This is a genomic window from Candidatus Berkiella aquae (assembly GCF_001431295.2).
In the GTDB taxonomy this organism is placed as follows: domain Bacteria; phylum Pseudomonadota; class Gammaproteobacteria; order Berkiellales; family Berkiellaceae; genus Berkiella; species Berkiella aquae.
In genome coordinates this window covers 2,804,730-2,826,265 of the sequence record NZ_LKAJ02000001.1, presented here as the reverse complement: position 1 = coordinate 2,826,265, position 21,536 = coordinate 2,804,730, and the positions used below count along the sequence as shown (strand labels likewise).

Below are 21,536 nucleotides of genomic sequence, written 5' to 3'. Positions count from 1 at the left end.
TATATTAGAGAAATAGTCGAATTATTAAAATGAGAGTTAAATAAGAGGATAAAAACATGAGCGCCAAAGGTCCATCTTGGAATGATTTACAAAAGCCATTTATTGATGAATGGGAAGAGAGCATTAGTCAAAAGGGCGAAGAAATTCCTGATATTCAAGCGGTGTATTATGCAAATTCAGAAGCAACTTTTATTAAAGCATTACGCGAACTTGCCATCCAAACCACTGCTAATAAAAAATATCGTGATTTAGCGAATAACGCTCTTTCTCAATTAAACCTCGTTGTTAAAAATACGCTGCCAGAAGATGAAGTTATTATCTTTAATGGATCGCTCAGTGATTTGCTAGATAATCTTAGGAATGAACCAGGATATAAGCAATTGACATCCACACAACAAGAAGCCTTAGACAGACGAGTAGGAGAGCTTAGAATCCTCAATAACGATCTAGAAGCATTAGGCAAAGGGGTAAAATCTATTTCAGATGTTAAAAAGGTTCATCAAATAGCAGTCCAAGATAATCCTTATCAAAAACTGATTTCAGAAGTAGTGAGTTTATATAAAGATGTTCAGATAGATATTACCGACAAAACACTAGATAGAACCTATCGATATCAACTTGATATTGTCGATAATGCAAAAATATTATCGCAAGCCGCCGGGGTTTCGTGGTCAGCACAAGCAATGCCATCACCTGCCGTCGTTGCTAAAACACCCTATGTTAAAAAAGAAATGCCGTCAGGACTAGTGGAATATGAACAAAGTATTTGGCGAGACTTGCAACAATATGAAGAAGAATATGCAAAAGTGCAGAAGTTAAACTTTAAAAGTGAGATAAGTAAGGCTGATATGGCGAGTCAGAAGCAGCAAATATCCCAAATTAAAAGAGAAATGCTGGGGAAATATTTAGCCTATGAAGGACCTAATAAAACGGTTATTCGAGATGAAGCAAAGCGCGTTGCCGAAAATGCGGTTGCAAAAGGGTTATTTAAACGGGAACAAATTCCAACCGTTGTATCATGGTCACATCCAAGTACTCGCCAGACAGAGAAGCAAACCTTGGTTGAATTGGATAAAATACTTAAAATAGCCCAAGACTATCAAAGAGTTCAAGCTGATAAAGTAAAACAGCAAAGTTCACTTAAATCCACCTATAAAGGGATAAAGAAACAGGTCTTATCCACTTTTAATGTTAAACATGATACCAAGTTAGAATTGTCCAATCAGTTAAGTTCTGAATTGGCGGTTTTGAAGGCAAAAGTAGATGCAGGAATTGTCAATTCTAAAGAGGGAATGAAAGAAATAGAGGCCATTCTAGATAAAACCGAAAAAGCCGCTAATCAGAGAGTCTCCGTCAATAAACAAGAGTTTAAAGATTTTATCAAAACCATTCGTAATGCAGTGGCCCCCCAAGAACCAGCCGTGAAACATAAAAAGAGGGATTGAGCTAAAAAAGAGGCGGGTATATCGACGAAAAATACTAATAAATATTAGGGTATTTTTTAAATTCTTTGACATACGGCTAAAACTCGATAAAATGAAGCCTGATATTGTTAACTTGTTTAACTAACACCTTTGTGGCTTTAAATTTAACTGGGTAGTGAGTCATTTATGTCTGTATATCTAAAAAATACCTTTTTTTCTTTCAAAGGAAAAATAAGCAGATTAGAGTTTAATCTGGGCATTCTGGTAAATTTAGTTGTTTTTGTTATTTTACCCATGTGTTTAAATGACTGTCTTTCAATATTTTTTCCAACAGATGGGCCTGTATATTGTGGCTTCATGATATGTTTTAAACTAGCATGTTTTATAGCACTATTTTATTCTCTGATTTGTTTGGCAATGAAAAGAATTCGAGATCTCGATTTGTCAGAATGGTATATTTTGCCGTTTGCTTTCATTCTTTTTTTATATCCTATCATTGATTTAACTTTTCTAGTTGTAGTTACACTTTCATTACATACCTCAAGTAGTCTTCGTATCTTTTTTCCGAATATATATTACAAGAATCAGATCTAACCAAAGAAAGGGTAGTGAAATATTTGAGATTGGCTCGGGATTTGTCGTAGCTAAGCAAAGGTGGGTTGCGTAGATGCATTAAGGAAGCGAACCCTGTCCGGCAAAGCTCAAGGCGAGACGGATGTTTTTTAAATATCAAAGGTTCTCATCAAATTCAGCGCTCTTCTAGCTTCCCATGATATCATCCATATGCGATAGATATAAAATAGTCAACTAAATCAAAAAGATACGGATGAGCAAAATCAATTGACAGCGCGGGGCAATATCGTGATAATGCCCCATCTTCGCGCCCGTAGCTCAGTTGGATAGAGTACCTGGCTACGAACCAGGTGGTCGGAAGTTCGAATCTTTCCGGGCGCGCCAGATAACAAAACAGCCACCCTTCGGGTGGTTTTTTTTATCTGCATCCGTTTGATAAACTAAGTCTTCTGCTTCTTCAGAGAAATCTCATCATGAAAGCCATATTTTTTGATCTCGATGACGTCCTGGTCTTTAGCGAGCGTTCGCATACTAAAGCTTGGCAACTTGCTTTGCCTCGTTATGGCGTTGATCCCGATTTAATTGATTTTCAAAGCTTGGTTGGGGTTTCTGATAGCCAGCAAGCGCAGATGTTTAAAGAAATATTTCATATCGAGGAAGATGCGGCGGCTATCTGTGAACATAAGCGCTTAACTTTTTTAGAAATGACGCAACATGGATTTGAGTCTGCGCCTGGTCGAAACCAGTTTCTGGAAAATATGACACAAAAGTGTATTATGGGTGTTGTGTCTTCTTCCCCTCGAAGTGTTATTGAGCCTGTATTAGCAGTAGAAGGCATCAGCGATTATTTTCAATTTATTATTGGTCATGAAGATTGTGTAAAACACAAACCAGATCCCATGCCTTATCAAAATGCATTGGCTTTGACGGGGCTCAAGCCTCAAGAAGCTTTAGTCATTGAAGATTCTGTTTCTGGTATCACGGCAGCACAACGGGCCATGATTCCCATCTTTGGTTTGTTTAAAGATCAAAGACCTGATCAAATTGTTCATCATGTGCAATATTACAATAATTTTATTGAAATTCAGGATGCCTTGATCAAGGTTGCTTAATCTATGGAATCGTTTTAAGAGCCGTCTATGCTGCATCAGTTTAAGCCCACGCACACTATCCATACCATCGTTATCGGAGCTGGGCCCACAGGACTGGCAGCCAGCTATTTGTTAAAGGAACAAAATATTCCTCATATCCTTTTAGAGCAGACACAGCTTGTTGCGAGCAGTTGGCATCGCTTATGGAATAATTATAAATTGGCGATGCCTGCTAAAAAAGTCGAGATGCCTGGTGTAAATCTAGGGGATTACATAAGACAAGATCAACATCCATCACGCGATGAAATGATTGCCTTTTTTGAATGGTATGCAGCCTATCACGCATTGCCTATTTGTTTTAAAAGTAGCGTACTGAGTATCCGCAAAAGTTTTGGAAATAAATTTATCGTGGATACGAATAGCGCTACGTATTTTTGTGACAAGGTGATTTGTTGCATTGGCCCAAGACAAAACCCCAAATATCCCATTGATGAGGCGAAAATAGCTAAGGTAACTCAAACACAGTTAATGCATAGTAGCGACTATCAATCTTGTGCTAATTTTGATCCAGCAAAAAAAGTATTGGTGGTTGGCAGTGGCGCAAGTGCTTTAAGTATTGCTTACGATGTGCTTAACCAAGGATATATGGTTGAACTTGCTTGTGCTTTTTCGCAGGAACATATTTTAGCGGCTAATCAACACCTTTATGAGTCATCCGATGAGACGATTGTGCCTACTTTAGGCTTTTTAGAAGAGGCAGGGATACTCAATCGAGGACGATTAATAGATATTGTCGATAATACGCTTATCTTTGAAAAAGAAAGTGAGATAGCGAAAATGGTTTGCAAGGACTATGGGGTGATTATTTGTGCGACGGGTTATCAACCTTCCTTCCAGTTATTAAATCATCTATTTCGTTATGTGGATTTAAGTTTAACGCCAAAGTCTGATTGTATTGGTGAAATACCTGGACTCTATATTGCAGGGATCCCCAAAGAAAATGAACAAACGGTAATTATCTCTCATGGGACAGAGCAAGCTAAAAAAATTGTTGCTGATATTATGAAATGCCAAGCAACACAAACAGTTGCAAACCACCGAAAATTTGTCGCAAAATACTAATTATGAAACAAATTGATCCAACCGAATTAAAATGGTCCCATATTCGCTCACCTGGCCCCGGTGGGCAAAATGTCAATAAAGTCGCAACAGGGGTGCAATTACGCTTTAATGTTTTTGAATCCCCTTCTTTATCAGAGGCGGTTCGAGCTCGATTAATAGCTCTTTTAGGAAACAAGCTGACTACCAATGGCGATCTAGTCATAAAAGCGATTCGTTATCGTACCCAAAATCGTAATAGAGACGATGCGTTGGCAAGATTAATGGAATGGGTAGAAAAAGCCAAAGTCGTTCCTAAAAAGCGCAAAGCAACTAAACCCAGTAAAGCTGCACAAACACGTCGCCTAGATAAGAAAAAGCGCCACAGTAGCAATAAAGCAACTCGGCGCCAGAATCCTCTATCCGATATATAAAATCCTTTTTTTATTGATAACGGCGTCGTTGTTCCTTCTTTTTGGGATAAACTTCGCGCATCACATAGAGTTTGCGAACTTTACCGTCTTTGCCTGGTATCGTTTGTTCAGCAATCCCGGTGGCACGTTCTGTCTCGCCTGTTTTTAATCGACCATAAGCCACTTTTTGCATCACCCCAAACTCAGATACCGTTTTAGTGCCTAATTTTATACCGTGTTGATTAAGACCTTTCTCTGCAATAGCAGCGACAGGAAAATAAACTGACTTGTCGGTATTGCGGATCAATTTGTAAAAAGGCGCAAAGGCTTCTGAATCTTCTGGCATGGTAATAAACAAGGTTTCATTAGGCAAACGTCTCGAGGTGATAGGGACAATCGGTGTAAAACCTAAAGGCTTTTCAAATCCATAAGTTTCCTCATGAGGTGTTAGCTCAAGCTTGGCGATTAAGCCAGCCATTGTGTCAATAGAGGTTGGCACTGTCATTGTTAAAACATTGGCGAAAGCCGTTATTGTTGACCTAAATGCTTTCAAATAAAGTGCGGATTGATTGATCATCAACTGAGTAGTCGTAATTTGTTGAAAATGTGCATTATTCTCTAAAAAGTCAAAATAGGGTGTTTGAAGATGGGGAACAAAAATAGGAATATTAACGGTTAAATAAATCTCATTCGTATCATCATTCGTGTTGACGTCGCAGGTTGGACCTAGTTCTTTTTTGATAAAGTCAACACAATCGAAAAAATGCATTTGCGTGATATCAGCATGAAGTTTCTTCAATTCGGGAATTTTAGCAGCAACAACAAGTGCTTGTTCTTGGGTTAGCAAAAACAGACTTTGTAGATAATCAATAGCATGCGTCAGTAATGCAAGCGCGCTACCGATACGGTTGTTGGTTGCTAATAATTTAGCTAAATATTCTGCTTGTTGAATACTGAGTTCTTCATAGAGTCCACCTTGACGGAGTAATTGTAATGCCTGGACTGTTTGCTTATGTGCTTTATTCATCCATCCCTGTGCAATATAGACTTCGGTAGCACTGGCTAGACACATGGCTTTAGTGACATCTGCACTGGCTTGTAATGCCGTATTATCTATTAGCATTTGATCATTTAATGCCATGGTTTCCAGTGCCAGGTTAATTGCCACATCATGCTGCCCCATCGCAAGATAAGCACGTGTGATTCTTGCGCAGACTAAGGCTCTTGCGTCAATAAGGGAATTATAAAGGTTCTGATCTGAAACTTTAAAGTTATCAGCATGAAGCTTAAGGATCCATGCAATTTCTTCATCTAAAATATTCAGAATAGGCAAAGCATCAAGGGGAGCAGTTTTCTGAATGGTTGGCATTAATACGCTAATGAAGATATTAAATCGCTGAAAGACGGTTTGGTATGTAGAACGCATGAATTGACTCAGACTAACCAGTTCATGCGTACTTTGTAAAGCACAAATAGTTAACGCCATAAAGCGTGTATCTGTAGGGTCTTGTTGGGGCATGCTCATAATAGAATGGGTTGCATTGTCCAACAATGTCAATTCAGATTGGAAACGATGTTCAAGTTCTTCAAAGGATAACTGCTTGAGAACATAAGGAGGTTCAAATTGTGCCTTTGCAAGGGAAAAAGTGACTTGAGGAATGCTAGTGCCAGCTATCTCTGTTGCAAGCAAATCACGTAATGACAAAAGGAGGGGCTCAGCATGCAGTTTTGGATGCAGGAAAGTTCGAACGATTTGTTCTGTTTCAAAATGCCACTCGGATTGATGATAGTGGTTGGCAAAATTTTCTTGAGAAACAATGATTCTTTTTTTGGTTTCTCCTGAAGATAAAGTTTCTTGACCAATCAGCAGGAAGTCTTTTATATCGCTTCGCTTAATACTATATAGAGCTAAAATTTCATCAGGAATATAATCCGGTGCTAAACCTGCCCCTGCTGCAAAAAAAAGATTTAAGCATCGAATACGATTTGCGTTGGGTTTTTGCTGACTGATAGACCATAACAGTCTATTTAATGCAGGTAAATCAGCAGGAATTGCACAGCTGGTTGGATGCGCTAATAAAAGGGATAATAGCACAGGGTTCATTGAAACTAATGCTAATCCGATGGGCGTGAGTCCATGAATATCACTGGTGTTGACGCTAGCACCCAACGCTAATAATTTCTTGACAAGATTAATATCCCCTTTTTGCGTTGCTAAAAATAACGGTGTGGCACCTTCTCGTGTTTGAGCATGAAGAATTTCTAATGGTGCATTATGAAGAATAATCTCAACCATCTCGTTAAGGCCATTACTAACACAATGATGCAAAACATTATGACCCCATGGTGGTAGTGTTTTAGTTGCATTAAAACCCGTGCGTAAGAGATAAGTTAATATTGCAGGATAGCCACTATTCGCAGCAGCAAAGAGTACATCGGCACTTAAGGCGGATTGCTTGTCTGCTTCAGCAATGATCTGTTTCAGTTGAGGATCATTGGCATTAAAAGATGTCTTGATAACTTTGAGGGCTATTGTTGGATTTCTATACCGTTTTTTTAGTGTAGATAATAATTTTTCAAACATTTTGTCAATACCAAGTTCCAATAATAGTGCTCATATTAACATGATGTTATCGCCATTTTCGAATTTAAAATGGATTTTAATCTTGCCATTTGCAACGGGTTACTGAAGAGAGTACCGTTTTATCGAGAATGTCATCGAGTTCATCGTTTTTATAAGAAATTATCTTATTGGCTATGTTAGCCTAGTTCTGAAAAAGCAAATAGCAATTCCTAATTGCAGATACACAGAAGAGGAACTTTATTCCGTGTAGGAACTCTAAGTTCAAAACCTTCATTACTTAATAAAAAGGGTGATAACGATGTTATATGGTGCTAAAGATTTACAACCTCAAATACAAGAAGCGTTTACTGAATTTTTTAATAATGCAATCACAGAAAGAAAAGTGACAACAGCCGCGGTAAAAAAGCTGTTACTCGATCTTGAAAGCATGGCGCGCACGGTAGAGAATCCTTCGCAATTAACATTTAATGTCAAATGTATCATCAATGGGAAAAAAGTCTATTCGATCCAAACGCTCCTACAGAGTTTAAAATTAAATGCTTTGGAACAAGCTCTCTCTGAACTTGCAGGAAAATATGGTATTTCTTTTGCTAAACAACCATTGATTAACAAAAGCCAATTGCCCACTCGTTTCACCCAAGTCGGTAAAGTTCTGTTTGATGAAGATTCTGGTGAACAATATAATGAAACCTTAGCATTGCAAGGACGAGGCCAGGCAGGGCTTGCCAATTTTTATATGGGACCGGATGGTAAAGAAAGACTGATTAAAGAAGATGATGTAGCAACCTGCTTAATGGAAGGAACCGCTTATTATATTCGCGATATGGGAATTTTACCCGGTAACTTAGGTTCCAGTGTTAATTTTGCAACGGTGGGCACGCTCATCAAAGAAGGAAGTCAATCTCCTTCGGTTGTCTCTATTCAAGATAGAGTGATAGGTTCTGAAGGCTCAAAAGCAAGACCTTGGGATGAATTAGTTTATGGTATTAAACGTAATCCTAAAACCTTATTGAGTTTTGAAGGATGGTACCCCCAAGCGATTATTGATAATATTTCTTTTCTGAATACACAACCCAAATGGCAATTAGCCGCAGGTATTATGGGCAGTGCGATTGCGGGTGATGAAAGTTTACATGTAGGCCAATTTATGGCTATTGTAGATAAAAATGGCCATATTGAAGGTATTAAGAGAATCGATTTAGGCGCACGTGAACGTTTTGCTGTTGCCAGAGTCAATAGTAAGACCACAATGCCCGATCCCTACCACGCCTCAAAATATTACCAAGCAAGTGGGCAATATGGAAAAGATTATGTAAGCTATTTATTGGCAGAACCAACGCTCAATAAAATGTATACCATGTTATGGATGAATTTATCGTTGACGCCCAATCTTGAAAAGCAAATTATCCAAGGTAGTAAAGAAGCCTTTATCCAGCAATTTAATGCTATTCCAGAACAATTACGTGAGCAAGCATTAAAAGAGGTACTTGCTACCATTAATAAATCCGCTAAGGTACCGGTGGTATTACAATCAAGCACATTAGAGAAACAAGCAGAAGAGCTTGCCGAGTTAATTGCTGATATGGATGCCCGTCGAGTGACGAGTATGGTTGGTGCGGGTAAAAAAGCCTATCTCAACTATGTAGAAACAATGAACAGTCATATTTCAGCTCACTTCTCTTCCGATATGCGCGATTTTTGCCATAATCTTCTAGAGTTACAACAAAAGTTGATTACCTCAAAAGATTTTGATTCTGAAATGATGCACGTTGCTTTGTCACAAATTGAAAAATTGAATGTTATTGTTAAAGAATTGGTGAAAGAAGTAAATCAAGCGCCTAATGACACCACCTTATTTAATCAAATTCAATTGCTGACGGAATTAGGAAGTGATTTAGTTCATGCGACGACATTGAACCTGCAATATAGACCGGATTTTGCATTAGTCTCTAATGGACCACTCAATCACTATTTAGATAAGCTACAAACCGTTAATGATGCAGCTATTTATTGTTTACAGACTCGCTCGAAGGATAAAGTACCCCATGTGGCGAAAATCATGGCGATGGCATTACATGATGATGATGAAGTACTAAAATCTCATATTCAAAATCCTCATCTGATTGACACCTTAAAAACCCATGGTGAAAGTCTAACATTGAAGACGCATACTAAGGGTGAGTTGTTACTGCTTAATATTTTTAAACGCTATCATTTAAATGACAAGTTAGTATCAATGACAAGACAGCAACGAGATCTTATCGCCGACATTCAAGTAGGGAATTTTGAAAAAGTCGCTAACGATTTTGGGAAAAAGCTTTTAAGATTTTATGATGCAGTATCCTTTGATGAACAAGGTAAAACAGCGTTACATTATTTGATGGAGTTGGGTGGTGCCGACGCGCACTCTAAAAAAGCGATTTGTGCTATTTTAAAGTCATCACTGGGTACGGCTAAGCTTCTTGATGCCAATTTAAATATCCCTGATGCCGATGGATTAACACCCTTGGATTATTTAATGGCTAATCCGCATGCGCCGGCTATTGTTAAAGCGATTGCGGATGCCTATATTGAAAGATATCCCTATGGTGGTCAATTTAAGGTTGAAGATTTCTTTGATATGGAAAACCATGATGTAGCTTATCAAGACAAAGTAAAAATTGCGGAACCGCAACAACCTAAAGCAAGCGGTTGGTGGTTTAGTTAAACATTTTTCCTTTATAATACATCCTATTCACCAGTTTATTATTTAGTTAATCAACTAAATAATAAACTGGGCGGTACTTTACTCGCGACGAATGGCAAAGTACAATTTGTCATCTTTGTAACTAATCGTGAGTATTCCTATGACTTTATCAGCTCCTCAAAGAATGTTAATTGATGCATTAAATAGCGATAGCGAAGAACAAGCGCTTACTGCGATTCAAGCATTAGATAATCTTAATTTCATTACGTCAGAAGGGAAAATGCCCTTACACCTTGCTTGCCAAAAGCCATGGGTAAGCGTTGTTAATGCCATTCTAACCAAAGGTGCTAAAAGCCATTTTAAAACCAGAGAAGGCAATAGCGCGCTTCATTTGGCACAACAACATGGACATCTGGCAGTGGCCGTTTGTTTAACTTCACATAACCCAGCGCTTTGTACTTTGGGCAACAGGGAAGGCAAAACCCCATTACATCAAGCTGCAGGTGCTAACCTTCTTCCTTTTTTAAAACATTATTTAACTTTAGAAATTGATGTTGATGTTAAAGATTTGCAAAAAAGCACACCATTGCATGAAGCCGCCAAAGGGAAGCACCTTGAAGCGATTCAACTACTCATTGCTGCGGATGTTAACATTGAGTTGTGTGATGAAGAAGCGAAGAAAGCCTATGACCACATAGAGACTTCATTGCTGCTTGAGCATGACCCTCTGCAAGTTGAGCAGCTTCAGCAAATGATGAAGCTGCTAAAAAAAGTGCCTTCCTTGTTTTTAACCGCAGCGATACAAGCATTTGATGCCTTAGAGGATGAACAAATTAATCTTTTACCAGAGATATTGCTAGAACAAACTAAAGGAGCGGTGACTTACTATCGTGAAAATAAGGAACAACAGGTTCGCGCTGAAGAAGAAGTGGCGCAATCACGTATAGATGCGGCAATTGCTATCAAGCAAGAAATTGAGTTTGATGTTCTTTTAACCAAAATGAGAGGACTGGGTTTTCATCAGTAAATTACTAATAACGCTTGCGTCTTTTGGGACGCGGGCGTGTTTCTTTTTGCGGAACGGTTTTCAATTTATTGGCAGATCGTTTTTGATCTTGAGTTGAAAGCGTTCTGGATTTATCTCTTGGCTTAACATGCTTGTGCAAAACGCGCTGAGTTAAAGCCAACTCCTTTTCTAAAGAAGCAACCGCTTGTTCTAATTTCTCATTGATAAGTTGATTTTGATGAATTTGTCGATCAAGCTTTGCACGTTCCATTAATTCTTGATACTTCATATATCCAGCCATAATAGAAATCCCTATAATAGCGGGTACATAAAAGAATGGGCTAAAGAGAAGCTCGGGCACTAAAAAATTGAGCACGGGTGCAGCAGCAATAACCGTGATAACGGCCATTGCAATCGGCATGACTTCAATGGTTAACATAAAGGTTGAAGTTGCCGAACCCGCCGCTGAAGTGTAATTCGTAAAGGTTGCGACCTGGGGTTGGTAAATTTCCCACTGATTGGTAAAAAAGGATTTTATCCATCGCCAATAAGTTGCCGCCCAGCCTGTGTTTTGCTGTAAGCGCGTTCTGGGTTGTTTTTGTTTTGCCATAGCTAAAAGCACCTTTTTAACATTGGCAGAATACTAACATATATTCTCGAGTATTCAAGTCGGATCGTTAAATTTGGTTAGTTATATGTATAAAAAAATTATCTATGCGACCGATTTAGGTCCGCAAAGCTTTTACATCGCAGAACAAGCTTTGGCGCTTGCCAAGCTATGCCAGGCAACGCAGCTTATGCACCATGTCGTTGAACCACCACCCACAGAAAAAATGGATTTCTCGCAAAGAGAAAGTGCCATTCACCAAAAACAAAGATTGGCAGAAAAAAGCTTACGTAATTTATGTAGCCATTTGCAGATTGATGAAGCACAGCAAATATTGACGGTAGGTGAAGGCCAAGCGGAAATTCTTCGTGTTGCGAAAGAACAGCAGTGTGACTTGATTGTTGTTGGTAGCCATGGGGTTGGCGGGTATTTACATGGTCTAGGTTCAACGGCACATCATGTCATTACCTACGCCCATTGCAATGTCTTGATAGTTCAAGTTGCCCACTTAAAAGCGATCATTGAAAAAACTATCCCTAATCCAAAAGCACATCCATGGCAAACGCCAAAAACGTGGGAAAATTTACGATTTTCAAGTGGCTTTGGTGAAGAGGTTAAACGAGGCCCTCGTTTAAGTCCAAGACCGCCAGGTTCACCTTATCGAGGTGGCACAAGAAAGTCTGAAGATGATCTCGAAGCAGATGAAAAACAAGATACAGAATAATGCTCTTTCCTTCCTAGTTTTTTTGGCTTATCTTCAACAATAAGGCTAGGAAGCTTTGAATAATAATAGAATAAATAGGGACTCATGTGGTTAAGTTAACCAGTAAACTTTTTGTATTTGGAACATTACTTTGCTCCTTTCTTGCATCAGCAACCCAATCGGCTGATAAAACCGTTTCTGATATCCTGCCCACACTTGAAAAAAATATTGCACAAACGATGAAAGCCAATAACATCCCAGGTGTCGCAGTGGCAATTGTCTCTAAAGACAAGATTTACTATATGAAAGGATTTGGCGTGAAAAAGGTAGGGCAAGCCGATAAAGTAACGCCGACGACCTTATTTCAAATTGGCTCATTATCGAAACCGGTTCATGCGACTTTATTAGCTATTTTGCAAGAGCAAGGAAAATTATCACTGCAAGATCCTGTGAATCAATATGTTCCACATTTTAAAGTCAGCAATGCCAAACAACCCGTTAAAATATGTCATTTAATGAGCCATAGCACAGGGGTGCCTAATAATGGCTTTAATGAACGCATCGAAGCGTTTGCACCTCGCCAAAATATTGTGGAAAAATTGCAAAAGACGCCAGCGGTTGCACAACCTGGCAAAAATTTCGTTTACCATAATGCGATGTATGGCGTGGTTGAAGATGTGGTGAATAGCGCTTGTGGAAAACGGCTAGATACCGTTATTCACAAAGAATTATTTACACCGCTTGGCATGCAACATGCAAGCTTAGGGTATGAGTCAATGCTGATTGCCTCGGACAAAGCCTATCCTCATATTCCCAATGGTCGTGGCAAATACATGCCCGCACAAAAGTATTCCACTAGTTATTATGCATTTCCTGCAGCAGGTGGTATTAATGCCTCGGTGCAAGATCTGGCTCCTTTTTTACAATTGTATTTAGGCAAACCCTCAACCATTGTCTCAAAATCAACCTTAGCGCAATTAACCCAACCTTTTGTTAAAAATCCCAAAGCGGTGATTGTTTGGCAAGCTAAAAAAGGCAAAGTCACCAACACCAATTATGGCTTAGGTTGGCATTCAATGAATTATGGCAACAAAAAAGTGATTTACCACCAAGGTCATTTAAAAGGGTTTCGTAATTTTATGGGCTATGTTGAAGATGATGTGGGCATTATTATTTTAACCAATGCTGAAAAGAAACATGCTTCAACCATAGCTTTAAACTTTTTCGATCTTTACTTAAATGCACGTGCAAAAGGAGCTTCATCATGAGAAAAGTGATTGCCGCTTTGGTAGGGGCGACCGTTGTTTTTATTTGGTCAGGTCTTTCTTGGATGGTTTTTCCTTGGCACAATTGGGATATCAAAACCTTTAAAGAAGAAGGCAAGGTAGTTGCAGAAGCATTGAAAACGCAAAGCGATGGCCATGGGTTATATATGATCCCTTATTGCGATCCTAAAACGGCTAAAGATCCGGAAAAAGAAAAAGAGTGGATTGCCAAAGCGCAACAAGGCCCCTTTGCTTACATGGTGGTAAAACCAGAAGGCGTAAAATGGGATATGAAATTAGCTTTAGCCGTTCAGTTTTTGATCGGCCTAGGCGTTGCCTTCATTGCTGCTATTTTGCTGGGTTACTGTAAAGCTACCTCGCTTATTGGGCGCGCTTGGTTTGTCACCTTTGCTGTGACCGCAGGAGCTGTTTTAGTTCAACTCTCCAATTGGAATTGGTGGGCGTTTCCAACCACGGCGACTTTGGTGAATATTGCTGATGTTGTAATTGCGTGGTATTTGGCCGGACTGTTCATGGCTAAAATCATCAAATAAAAAACGCTTCCTCATTTGTTTATGAAGATAAAAAATCCCCCGCTCGCTTTAAAAGCGAGCTGCCCCCTTTTAATCAAAGGGGGCTATCTTTCTGCTTCCTCATTTATATTTATGAAGATAAAAATCTCCCGCTCGCTTTAAAAGCGAGCTGCCCCTTTTAATCAAAGAGGGGTATCTTTTCTTAATTCATAAACTATCATTCATTTTATTTAAAGGATGTTATCTATTCTACTGGTTTGTATCCTACTGTACGCCCCCTTTGTATAAAAAGGGGCATTATAGAGCGTTTACCTTTTCAAACACCGCTGCAACACGGCATTATTTTTTAATGTAGAATCATCCGCTGCATTTGCAAAATAATCATAAGCACTCATGTTATACATATTTTTTTCGTTTAATTCATCAGCGGCAAAGGTGGTCGCATTGAGTAATAAAGCGGCTCTTTTGCCTTGTTTTTCTTTTAGTGCCCAATGTAACGGCGTGTAGTCTTTTTCTTTTGCCGGTTTATGTAGTAGCGCTTCATTTTGCGTTGATTTAAAATGATTTATAACAAACTCGAATTCACGTAAAGAACAATATCCTGCAGCAGCGCGCCGAATGGTTTGACCATCACTAGTTGAAGCTAATTTTTGAGCAATGTTTTCTATGGTTATTCCTCGAAATGGTTGATTGCAAAAATAGGTGAGCCCAAGCCATTTGCGACAATAGTCCGCATAAGTAGAGAGCATATCGGGCATATCCTGGGTTGCCTCTGTTAAATCATATTGGGTCTGATAGTTTGCAAATCGTTTTCCTAATAAAGTACGTAGTTCCGGCAACGTGCTTTTTAAAAGAATTGCTTTATCACCTAAGATGTTAATGGGAAACCAACTAACGTTGACGATAATCCCCAAGCGCTGTTCACTTTTATGGACGGTATCAATAAAAGCAGGGCAGGGAATGGCTTCTCGCTCAAGGCGAGCAACGGGCACTTGTGCAATCAAGCTGCAAAGACGAAGGGCATAAACCGCAGCATGTTGTTGTAACGAGCCAAAATCCGCTTGGCAGGCAAAAATATGCAAAGGAATGCGGCGGCTTCGTAAAAGATATTCTAGATTACTTAAAAGATCATGTTGTGCACCACAACGCTCAGGATGGATATTGACAACAATGAGTTTAGAACGAGTTGCATCATAGTGGACGTTGAAAAGATCGACATTGCCATATGGGCTACCATAATAAAATAATATTTGTGAACCTTTGGTTTGCTGATTCTTATAAATAGTTTGGAGCTTATCAGCCAATAATTTGAGAGAATCCTTAGATGGGCAATGAAGGCTGTCTTTAAGAGGAAGCATAACCTCGATATTGCTAGCGGTTCCTAGTTGGATGGCGCGATCATTTTTTCTTTTAACATGAAATAAAAGTTCTTTAGTCGAAAAAGGTAATCTCATTTGAGCCGGGATAACGAATTGCTCTGTCTGAGGTTGATTCATAAAATCGATAATCGAATCCAATGGCTTAGAGAACATTGGCAGGAATATTCCTTTTTGAATCGTCATATCCTGAAATGCTAAAAAATGTTGAATAAATAGGAGACGCATTTCTTCAAAAGAATTTTCTTTTGCTATGTGTAAATGATAAGTCTCAAGCAGCGTATTCCAGTTGTTTATCGTATTAAGCACAGTTGATATTTTTTTGGGATCACATTTTTCATGCGCAGGGTGGGTGAGATAAACAGCAATGTTAAGACCTGTTATACACCCTAATAAAAGAAAATGTCTAATGGCTTCATGAAATATCTGTTCTTGCTCTTTTGTCTTTTGTAAATCTTCTTGGTGGTCATATAATGTTTTAAAGACATGACTAGATAAAATAAAGCACGCCATAAATCGGTTATGTAATGCTTCATAAAAATCTTTTTTGCCTGAATTGGTTGGGGTTAGTCCAATATTAGCGGCCATTTGTTTTAGTTTGACAGTATCTTTTTTGGACGCCCCTTTTAGGGATAATTGACTGAACCCTTGAGTGACATCTGAAAGGGTTGCCATTTGTTCAATGTCTTCTGCCCGAAATTTCATTATCCATGGTAATTCTTGTTGTAAACGTGTGATGGTTTCACGAATGGTTGCCCCTGACACGACTTTGATGCCACCAAAGTGTTTATTAGCGAGCGAGTAAATACACTCAAAATGTTCGAACATTTTGCTGCTAAAAGTGATGGGTGCGCCAATCATAAAGACCTCTTTTAACCATAAAAAAGAAAGAAAAACTACGCTACTTGGATTTTAAAATCAAGGCAGTTGCACTTTAAATTGTGCTTTAAGAAATTGTTATCTTGCAAAAATAGGTCTATGTAATTGAGTGATGCCGTGCAAATTAAGCGCAGCTATTTTTTACACTGTTTTAATTTAAGGAGTCTTATCATGAGCAGATCTACTTTGATAGCCGTTTGCATGGGGGCACTGATGACCATGAGTGCATCAAGCGTTTTTGCAAAGGAGGCCATTACAAGCGATATGATGCCTATGTCAAAAGCACTCAATAGCTTACAAACAAAAGGTTTTAATGTGGTGAAGAAAATTGAGTTTGAAGATGGTGTTTATGAAGCAAAAATTTTAAATGCGGTGGGTAAAGAAATAAAAGTTAAAATGAATGCAAAAACAGGTGAAATTGAAAAACCTAAAGAAGGGTTAGCCTTGCTTTCTGCATTAGAAATTGCGAAAAAAGTTGAAGATGCAGGATATCGTAATATTTCAAAAATTGATACGGAAGGCAAAGAATATGAAGTCAAAGCATTAAGTAAAGAAGGTAAGGAAACGAAACTACTCGTGAATGCGCAGTCAGGTGAAATTACAGTAAAATAAAAGCGCTAGCTTAATGAAGCACTGAGAAACAAAGTTCTTAGTGCTTCATTTGAGTTATTAACGAGTATAAATTTCGTAAGATAACCCTTCATGATTGTAGACACGATAGAAGCCACGATAATGTGAGCACTTATGGCAAAGTCCATAAGGGCATTCTGCATGTCGCATCACTCTGGTATATTGATAATCTGGGATTTTGCATTTACCACATTGAGCATAAAAATAACCATTTTTGTGCTCACAGCATTGATAGTAGTCTGGAATACATTTATTCCAACGATAATGCGGTTTGCCAATCTCGCAACAACCTGCTTGCGCAGCGGTGGCGCCTGTCACGGCTGTCAATGCAACCGCAAGACTCATTATGACTCTTCTCATAGATAACTCCATTAATCTAACCATGGTTTACGTATAGGTTCGAAGGGTAAATCGACCTATAGACTATTTCGGCAGGAATAAAAGGTTCTTGGGGAGTTTGCTGGGAAAATGAGCAGCGATTAAACAGAATAAAAAAACCCGCTGTACAGTCGCACAGCGGGTTTTTAAATGGCTTGCAAAAAATATCGTTAGAAAACGAATTTCTTACAGTGCGCGGTGTAAAGATTTAGCTTTAACGCGAGTATTCGCTTCTGCTAAAACTTCAGCTTCTTTCGCTGTACGATCTTTGCCTGTAAGAGCGTCAATTTTAGCTAACATTTTAGCTTTAAAGCCAAACGCAACAAGCTTGTCAGTCGCAGCAGGTTGTTTCTTCATCAATTCGCCGTTCTTGAACTTTCTTTCAGCGGTGTGATCAAGATCCAATACTTTGTCAAACTCTACTAAGAACTGTTTGTCAGCCTTGGAGGTGAAATGTTCAGCAAGCTTAGCTGTAAGATCTTGCTTAGCTTTCAAATCATCGTGATATTTCTGATCTTCGGTACGATTCTCAACTTCTTTGGTTTTTTCATCAGTAGCAGGAACTTCTGAAGAACCAAATAATTTGCTGATACCATAGTAACCAAGAGCAAGAACGCCGACAACAGCGATACCTACAGCAAGAGAAACGCCTACTTGTGCAGCAACAGCAGCAGCAGGAATGGTTAAGCCCGCTTTAGCTAATAATGCAACGGCGCTTGGGTAAAAACCGCTGAACCAGAAACCGGTAGCGACAATACCAACACCTGCGACAGCGCTTGCAGCAGTAACATAGGAGCTGCTTGCTTTTTGGGTATCTTCGTCTTTTTTCTCGTCAGCTTTTTTAGCATCTTCTGCTTTGTTTTCTTCAGTCTTTTTGTCTTCGTCTTTTTTAGCGGGTTCTTCTTTAGCGGAAGATTTTTCTTCGCTAGCAGATTTGCTTGCTTTTGAATCTTCGTTTGAATCTTCGTTTGAAGCATCTTTTGAAGCATCTTTTGAAGCATCTTTTGAAGCATCTTTTGAAGCATCTTTTGAAGCATCTTTTGAATCTTCATTTGAAGCATCTTTTGATGGAGATACTTCTTCTTCTGAGCTTACTGAAGGTTTAGCTACTTTTGCAGTTAAATCAACTGCTTTGTACTTTTTGTTAACGTGAGCTAATGATGCGCTGACTAATTGAAAATCTTTAGCGTCATTAGGGGTCAGTTTAAAAATATTGATGACTTCGCCATTTGCTAAATCCAACGTATCGGCATGTGTTCCCTTTTTGCCATTAGTCGTGATTTCATAAATGGGATATTGTTGTTTTTTGCCTTCACGACCGTCTCTAGCAATTTTAACGGCATCATTATAAGACGTGGTGACATCAATTTCTTTGTCCATAGGAAATGCATCACGTAATACTTGTGCATTTTGCGCATTATCAACAGAAACTGTTGAGTAGATAGCGTAATATTTCATAGTCAACCTCATAGCGACACAACAAGAAATAATTATATATAACAGTCATAAATGAATATTTAGTTAGTAGAATATTATTTATGAGAGAGCGGCCAATATTATCAATAAAGCCATCTAACCACAAATTAAATTTGCTGAAAAATTGAGTATTTATTGAAAATAAATCCGAAAAAAATGTCAGCCATAGAACTAATATAATCCAAATGGCGCATATTTTTTACTTGAAAGCATGTTTACGATACTGATAATGTGGCAGCGCTAATGTCGTCGTAAATTAAGAGGTATTACAAAATGAGACAGTTAACTTTGTCAGAATCTTCTATGGTAAGCGGTGCAGAAAGTCATGACGTTATGATTATCGATCCGGTTGCTGCTGCTCAAACTTTTCTTTATTTAATTAGCGTAACCGATCAAGACTCATTTCGCTACGGTTCAGTCGTAACGGGTATGACCCTCGGCGCAGTTGGTGGTGGATTTGTTGGTTATGTTGCTGCAGCGGGTGCAGGCGTTGCTGCCGGTGTTGCTGCAAGCGTAGCTGGCGTTGGTTTAGGTGCTGTTGCAGGCGGTTTAGTTTGCAAAGGCGCAGCTAGCTTTATGGTCACTTCCTATAACTGGATTATGGCTTAATTTTGCATTGTTGAAGAGGCAATCATGCATCTAATGGATAGATTGCCTCTTTAGCGTTAAGCGTAAGAAGGAGGCTTCTCGTGCCAAGGACATCTCACTTTGCCACCAGCGAGCTAGATATGTTGAGAGTGGTGCTCAATAAGCGACACATTGATATCTCTCAACAAGCAAACAGACAAGAAGCTATTGTCTGTGTTGAATCTGCTCTAACCGATGTAAAGCTTGTCAACTTCAATGCCGAAGCAATCGTAGAACAGTTAAAATTAGAGACTCCTTCTTCTCGTCCCTTTATTTTCAATACTTCTGAGCAGCACGCTTCATCTATTCATCTTTCACTACATCAAGCAGCCAGGGTTGGTGATCTTGCTTTAGTGAAGAAATTAATGGCTGAGGGATCCAATGTAAATCAACAAGATTTATTTGGTAGTACTCCTTTGCATATGGCGGTTATGTATGGTCATAAAGCGGTCGTAGAATATTTGTGTGACCATGGAGCTGATATTAATGCAAAGACCTATCGCATGGATGAATATGCTTATACACCACTTGATTTAGCCGCAGGTTATTCCCCCAATACGCAAGTATTTAGCTATTTACTCAATAAAGGAGCACAACCCGATCATTGGGATAATTTAGTGTTCATCATGCTCTCAAATGCGGTTGAAAGTCATGAGAAAGGGGATTTTAAAACATTTGATTTAGCATTAAGCAAAATAGAGCTTGCTGCGTTTAAAAATAAGAATGCACTTTGGGTCTATACAGAAGATGAAGTAAAACCCACCGCTGTCTTTTATTATGATTTCGCCATATCTATCAATGATAAGCAGTATTATGATCGCATCATGCAGACAGTGAAGCATCTGTATGCGGTTGATAAAAGTGCGGTCATGAACCATTATGCGAGCGCAAAAAATCTGTTACATGCATTTCCTTCCGAGGAAGTTTATACCTATCTGATTGGACCTAATAAGGTCAAAATAACAGCATCCGGTTATTTTTCATTTTTAGCCGTTGATTTAGCAGTGCAAACATTGGGAGCCTTTTCAAAATCACAAAGTACGATAGTTGATGATGACGGTTATCAAAATATATTACTATCGTATGAGGTAGATGATGCTCCATTTCTGCAAAATGCACAGCGCTTTACTCAAGAAAAATGGCAAATAATCCAGCAGACTGAAAATCATTTTAAACAAGCAGCAATTGTCGCTCAACAAGTAGGATTATTTGAAGTTAGTGTTGATTTATTCAATCGCTATGAGAATGGAGAAACCATTTTATTAACGACGGGATGGGATGGTCATGCAATCGATATTATTTTGGATAAAGAATTAAATCTTTTCATGGTTGCCAACTCAGGCGAAAGATTCTCAAAGTTAGAATCTGGCTTGAATGCCTATGATATGCATTTTGCACTAACGGTTGATGATATTTATCTCATCTTAAATAATCGCGATCAGATAGATTTAGAATTTAAAGAGTTCTATGATTTAGGATTAGAGCGAAATGATGCCTATTCTTTCAATATGCCAGAACAGCTTTATGGTAATTGCGCTTGGTATAGCCAAGAAATAGCACAAAAAGCACTCATGTTTATTGAAATGGCAAAATCGACAGGAAATCTTGATTTAGCTTTTGATGTTGCAGAACAATGGTTTGATGAATATCGTAACTTTCATCAAACTTATGTATTAAAAACCTATCTTGAAGATCCTTTTTTAGAAGTCGCTGCACTTGGCGATATCTTGGTTGATTATCATATGACATTAAGCACGCCACAAGAACGAGAGCGCGCGGAATTAATACTGGATGTTTTAACCGATGACGCACATCAAGGCGATTTTGCAAAATATTGTGAAATGCATAGCAACGAATTGACTCCTCAATTCATCGAGTTTATCGCTGACAAAGGTTATGAAATTCCAGGATTTAACCCACCGTTAGAAGTTTTGCGTGAAGAAGATGTTTTAGTCTGGGATACAGAAATGATAGTAGCGCATTCACCCATGATGCCAGTGGTTATGTATGTGGCCTCTCCCAATCCATTACCTGAAGAAATGCCATTGGCTATTTTATAGTTTTGCCTTGGAGTGGCCTGACAGCGGGATCCAGGATTCGTTATGGATGCCGCGGTCAAGCCGCGGCAAGTAGCGTTCTTTCCCGAGGCCGCACGACGCAGCATATGCACATTTATTCGCATTTAAA

General features: G+C 38.9%; 18 protein-coding genes and 1 tRNA gene. 14 read left to right on the top strand and 5 right to left on the bottom strand.

Features of this window, described 5'->3' with window-relative positions; genetic code table 11:
* Positions 1-56: 56 nt before the first annotated feature.
* The 6 genes from HT99x_RS12335 to arfB all read left to right on the top strand — a co-directional run bounded on the left by HT99x_RS12335 (position 57) and on the right by arfB (position 4,620).
* A complete protein-coding gene (locus tag HT99x_RS12335) occupies positions 57-1,445 on the top strand; it encodes a hypothetical protein (RefSeq protein WP_075067029.1) in 1,389 nt (462 codons plus the stop codon).
* Positions 1,446-1,610: 165 nt separating this feature from the next.
* Positions 1,611-2,018: a DUF805 domain-containing protein gene (locus tag HT99x_RS15980; protein ID WP_075067030.1), complete on the top strand. Its 408-nt coding sequence runs from the start codon at positions 1,611-1,613 to the stop codon at positions 2,016-2,018.
* Between the two features lie 286 nt (positions 2,019-2,304).
* A tRNA-Arg gene (locus HT99x_RS12330) sits at positions 2,305-2,381 on the top strand.
* Between the two features lie 89 nt (positions 2,382-2,470).
* A complete protein-coding gene (locus tag HT99x_RS12325; RefSeq protein ID WP_075067031.1) occupies positions 2,471-3,109 on the top strand; it encodes an HAD-IA family hydrolase in 639 nt (212 codons plus the stop codon).
* Between the two features lie 27 nt (positions 3,110-3,136).
* Positions 3,137-4,210: an NAD(P)-binding domain-containing protein gene (locus HT99x_RS12320; RefSeq protein WP_075067032.1), complete on the top strand. Its 1,074-nt coding sequence runs from the start codon at positions 3,137-3,139 to the stop codon at positions 4,208-4,210.
* A 2-nt stretch (positions 4,211-4,212) separates the two neighbouring features.
* Positions 4,213-4,620, top strand: a complete 408-nt coding sequence (gene arfB / locus HT99x_RS12315) for an alternative ribosome rescue aminoacyl-tRNA hydrolase ArfB (RefSeq protein ID WP_075067033.1) — start codon at positions 4,213-4,215, stop codon at positions 4,618-4,620.
* 10 nt (positions 4,621-4,630) lie between these two features.
* Here the strand turns inward: arfB and HT99x_RS12310 are convergent, their stop codons facing one another.
* Entirely contained in the window at positions 4,631-7,183 is a 2,553-nt protein-coding gene (locus tag HT99x_RS12310; RefSeq protein WP_075067034.1) for an ankyrin repeat domain-containing protein, read from the bottom strand.
* Between the two features lie 298 nt (positions 7,184-7,481).
* Here HT99x_RS12310 and HT99x_RS12305 point away from each other — a divergent pair, with 298 nt between their 5' ends.
* Both HT99x_RS12305 and HT99x_RS12300 read left to right on the top strand, forming a co-directional pair.
* Positions 7,482-9,890, top strand: a complete 2,409-nt coding sequence (locus HT99x_RS12305) for an ankyrin repeat domain-containing protein (RefSeq protein WP_075067035.1) — start codon at positions 7,482-7,484, stop codon at positions 9,888-9,890.
* 139 nt (positions 9,891-10,029) lie between these two features.
* Positions 10,030-10,896 (top strand): ankyrin repeat domain-containing protein, encoded by an 867-nt coding sequence (locus HT99x_RS12300; protein WP_075067036.1) that lies wholly within the window; start codon positions 10,030-10,032, stop codon positions 10,894-10,896.
* A gap of 4 nt (positions 10,897-10,900) precedes the next feature.
* Here HT99x_RS12300 and HT99x_RS12295 read toward each other — a convergent pair whose 3' ends face one another.
* Positions 10,901-11,485, bottom strand: a complete 585-nt coding sequence (locus tag HT99x_RS12295; RefSeq protein ID WP_075067037.1) for a hypothetical protein — start codon at positions 11,483-11,485, stop codon at positions 10,901-10,903.
* Positions 11,486-11,570: 85 nt separating this feature from the next.
* On the opposite strand from HT99x_RS12295, the gene HT99x_RS12290 reads away from it, so the two are divergent.
* From HT99x_RS12290 to HT99x_RS12280, 3 genes are all read left to right on the top strand, one after another.
* Complete coding sequence (locus HT99x_RS12290; RefSeq protein ID WP_075067038.1) at positions 11,571-12,206, top strand: universal stress protein; 636 nt, start codon at positions 11,571-11,573, stop codon at positions 12,204-12,206.
* A gap of 86 nt (positions 12,207-12,292) precedes the next feature.
* Positions 12,293-13,453: a serine hydrolase gene (locus HT99x_RS12285; protein ID WP_075067039.1), complete on the top strand. Its 1,161-nt coding sequence runs from the start codon at positions 12,293-12,295 to the stop codon at positions 13,451-13,453.
* A complete protein-coding gene (locus HT99x_RS12280) occupies positions 13,450-14,004 on the top strand; it encodes a hypothetical protein (RefSeq protein WP_075067040.1) in 555 nt (184 codons plus the stop codon). The genes HT99x_RS12285 and HT99x_RS12280 overlap by 4 nt, the downstream gene beginning before the upstream one ends.
* A 287-nt stretch (positions 14,005-14,291) precedes the next feature.
* Here HT99x_RS12280 and HT99x_RS12275 read toward each other — a convergent pair whose 3' ends face one another.
* Entirely contained in the window at positions 14,292-16,220 is a 1,929-nt protein-coding gene (locus HT99x_RS12275) for a hypothetical protein (protein WP_075067041.1), read from the bottom strand.
* A 189-nt stretch (positions 16,221-16,409) separates the two neighbouring features.
* Here HT99x_RS12275 and HT99x_RS12270 point away from each other — a divergent pair, with 189 nt between their 5' ends.
* Positions 16,410-16,850, top strand: coding sequence for a PepSY domain-containing protein (locus tag HT99x_RS12270; protein WP_075067042.1), 441 nt, complete (start codon positions 16,410-16,412; stop codon positions 16,848-16,850).
* Positions 16,851-16,907: 57 nt separating this feature from the next.
* Here HT99x_RS12270 and HT99x_RS12265 read toward each other — a convergent pair whose 3' ends face one another.
* Entirely contained in the window at positions 16,908-17,228 is a 321-nt protein-coding gene (locus tag HT99x_RS12265; RefSeq protein WP_139016628.1) for a hypothetical protein, read from the bottom strand.
* 204 nt (positions 17,229-17,432) lie between these two features.
* Positions 17,433-18,626 carry a hypothetical protein gene (locus HT99x_RS12260; protein ID WP_158003407.1) on the bottom strand — a complete coding sequence of 398 codons (1,194 nt, stop codon included), beginning with the start codon at positions 18,624-18,626 and terminating at the stop codon, positions 17,433-17,435.
* A gap of 369 nt (positions 18,627-18,995) precedes the next feature.
* Here HT99x_RS12260 and HT99x_RS12255 point away from each other — a divergent pair, with 369 nt between their 5' ends.
* Together HT99x_RS12255 and HT99x_RS12250 are read left to right on the top strand one after the other, a co-directional pair.
* A complete protein-coding gene (locus tag HT99x_RS12255; RefSeq protein ID WP_075067045.1) occupies positions 18,996-19,331 on the top strand; it encodes a hypothetical protein in 336 nt (111 codons plus the stop codon).
* An 80-nt stretch (positions 19,332-19,411) separates the two neighbouring features.
* Positions 19,412-21,409, top strand: coding sequence for an ankyrin repeat domain-containing protein (locus HT99x_RS12250; protein ID WP_075067046.1), 1,998 nt, complete (start codon positions 19,412-19,414; stop codon positions 21,407-21,409).
* Positions 21,410-21,536: the final 127 nt, after the last annotated feature.

Excerpts from the sequence above, each read along its gene's own strand:
- HT99x_RS12270 (WP_075067042.1), top strand. The coding sequence starts at position 16,410 with ATGAGCAGATCTACTTTGATAGCCGTTTGCATGGGGGCACTGATGACC.
- HT99x_RS12325 (WP_075067031.1), top strand. The coding sequence starts at position 2,471 with ATGAAAGCCATATTTTTTGATCTCGATGACGTCCTGGTCTTTAGCGAG.
- HT99x_RS12295 (WP_075067037.1), bottom strand. The coding sequence starts at position 11,485 with ATGGCAAAACAAAAACAACCCAGAACGCGCTTACAGCAAAACACAGGC.
- HT99x_RS12335 (WP_075067029.1), top strand. The coding sequence starts at position 57 with ATGAGCGCCAAAGGTCCATCTTGGAATGATTTACAAAAGCCATTTATT.
- HT99x_RS12275 (WP_075067041.1), bottom strand. The coding sequence starts at position 16,220 with ATGATTGGCGCACCCATCACTTTTAGCAGCAAAATGTTCGAACATTTT.
- HT99x_RS12305 (WP_075067035.1), top strand. The coding sequence starts at position 7,482 with ATGTTATATGGTGCTAAAGATTTACAACCTCAAATACAAGAAGCGTTT.
- HT99x_RS12260 (WP_158003407.1), bottom strand. The coding sequence starts at position 18,626 with ATGGACAAAGAAATTGATGTCACCACGTCTTATAATGATGCCGTTAAA.
- HT99x_RS12290 (WP_075067038.1), top strand. The coding sequence starts at position 11,571 with ATGTATAAAAAAATTATCTATGCGACCGATTTAGGTCCGCAAAGCTTT.
- arfB (WP_075067033.1), top strand. The coding sequence starts at position 4,213 with ATGAAACAAATTGATCCAACCGAATTAAAATGGTCCCATATTCGCTCA.
- HT99x_RS12280 (WP_075067040.1), top strand. The coding sequence starts at position 13,450 with ATGAGAAAAGTGATTGCCGCTTTGGTAGGGGCGACCGTTGTTTTTATT.
- HT99x_RS12310 (WP_075067034.1), bottom strand. The coding sequence starts at position 7,183 with ATGTTTGAAAAATTATTATCTACACTAAAAAAACGGTATAGAAATCCA.
- HT99x_RS12255 (WP_075067045.1), top strand. The coding sequence starts at position 18,996 with ATGAGACAGTTAACTTTGTCAGAATCTTCTATGGTAAGCGGTGCAGAA.
- HT99x_RS12265 (WP_139016628.1), bottom strand. The coding sequence starts at position 17,228 with ATGAGAAGAGTCATAATGAGTCTTGCGGTTGCATTGACAGCCGTGACA.
- HT99x_RS12300 (WP_075067036.1), top strand. The coding sequence starts at position 10,030 with ATGACTTTATCAGCTCCTCAAAGAATGTTAATTGATGCATTAAATAGC.
- HT99x_RS12320 (WP_075067032.1), top strand. The coding sequence starts at position 3,137 with ATGCTGCATCAGTTTAAGCCCACGCACACTATCCATACCATCGTTATC.
- HT99x_RS15980 (WP_075067030.1), top strand. The coding sequence starts at position 1,611 with ATGTCTGTATATCTAAAAAATACCTTTTTTTCTTTCAAAGGAAAAATA.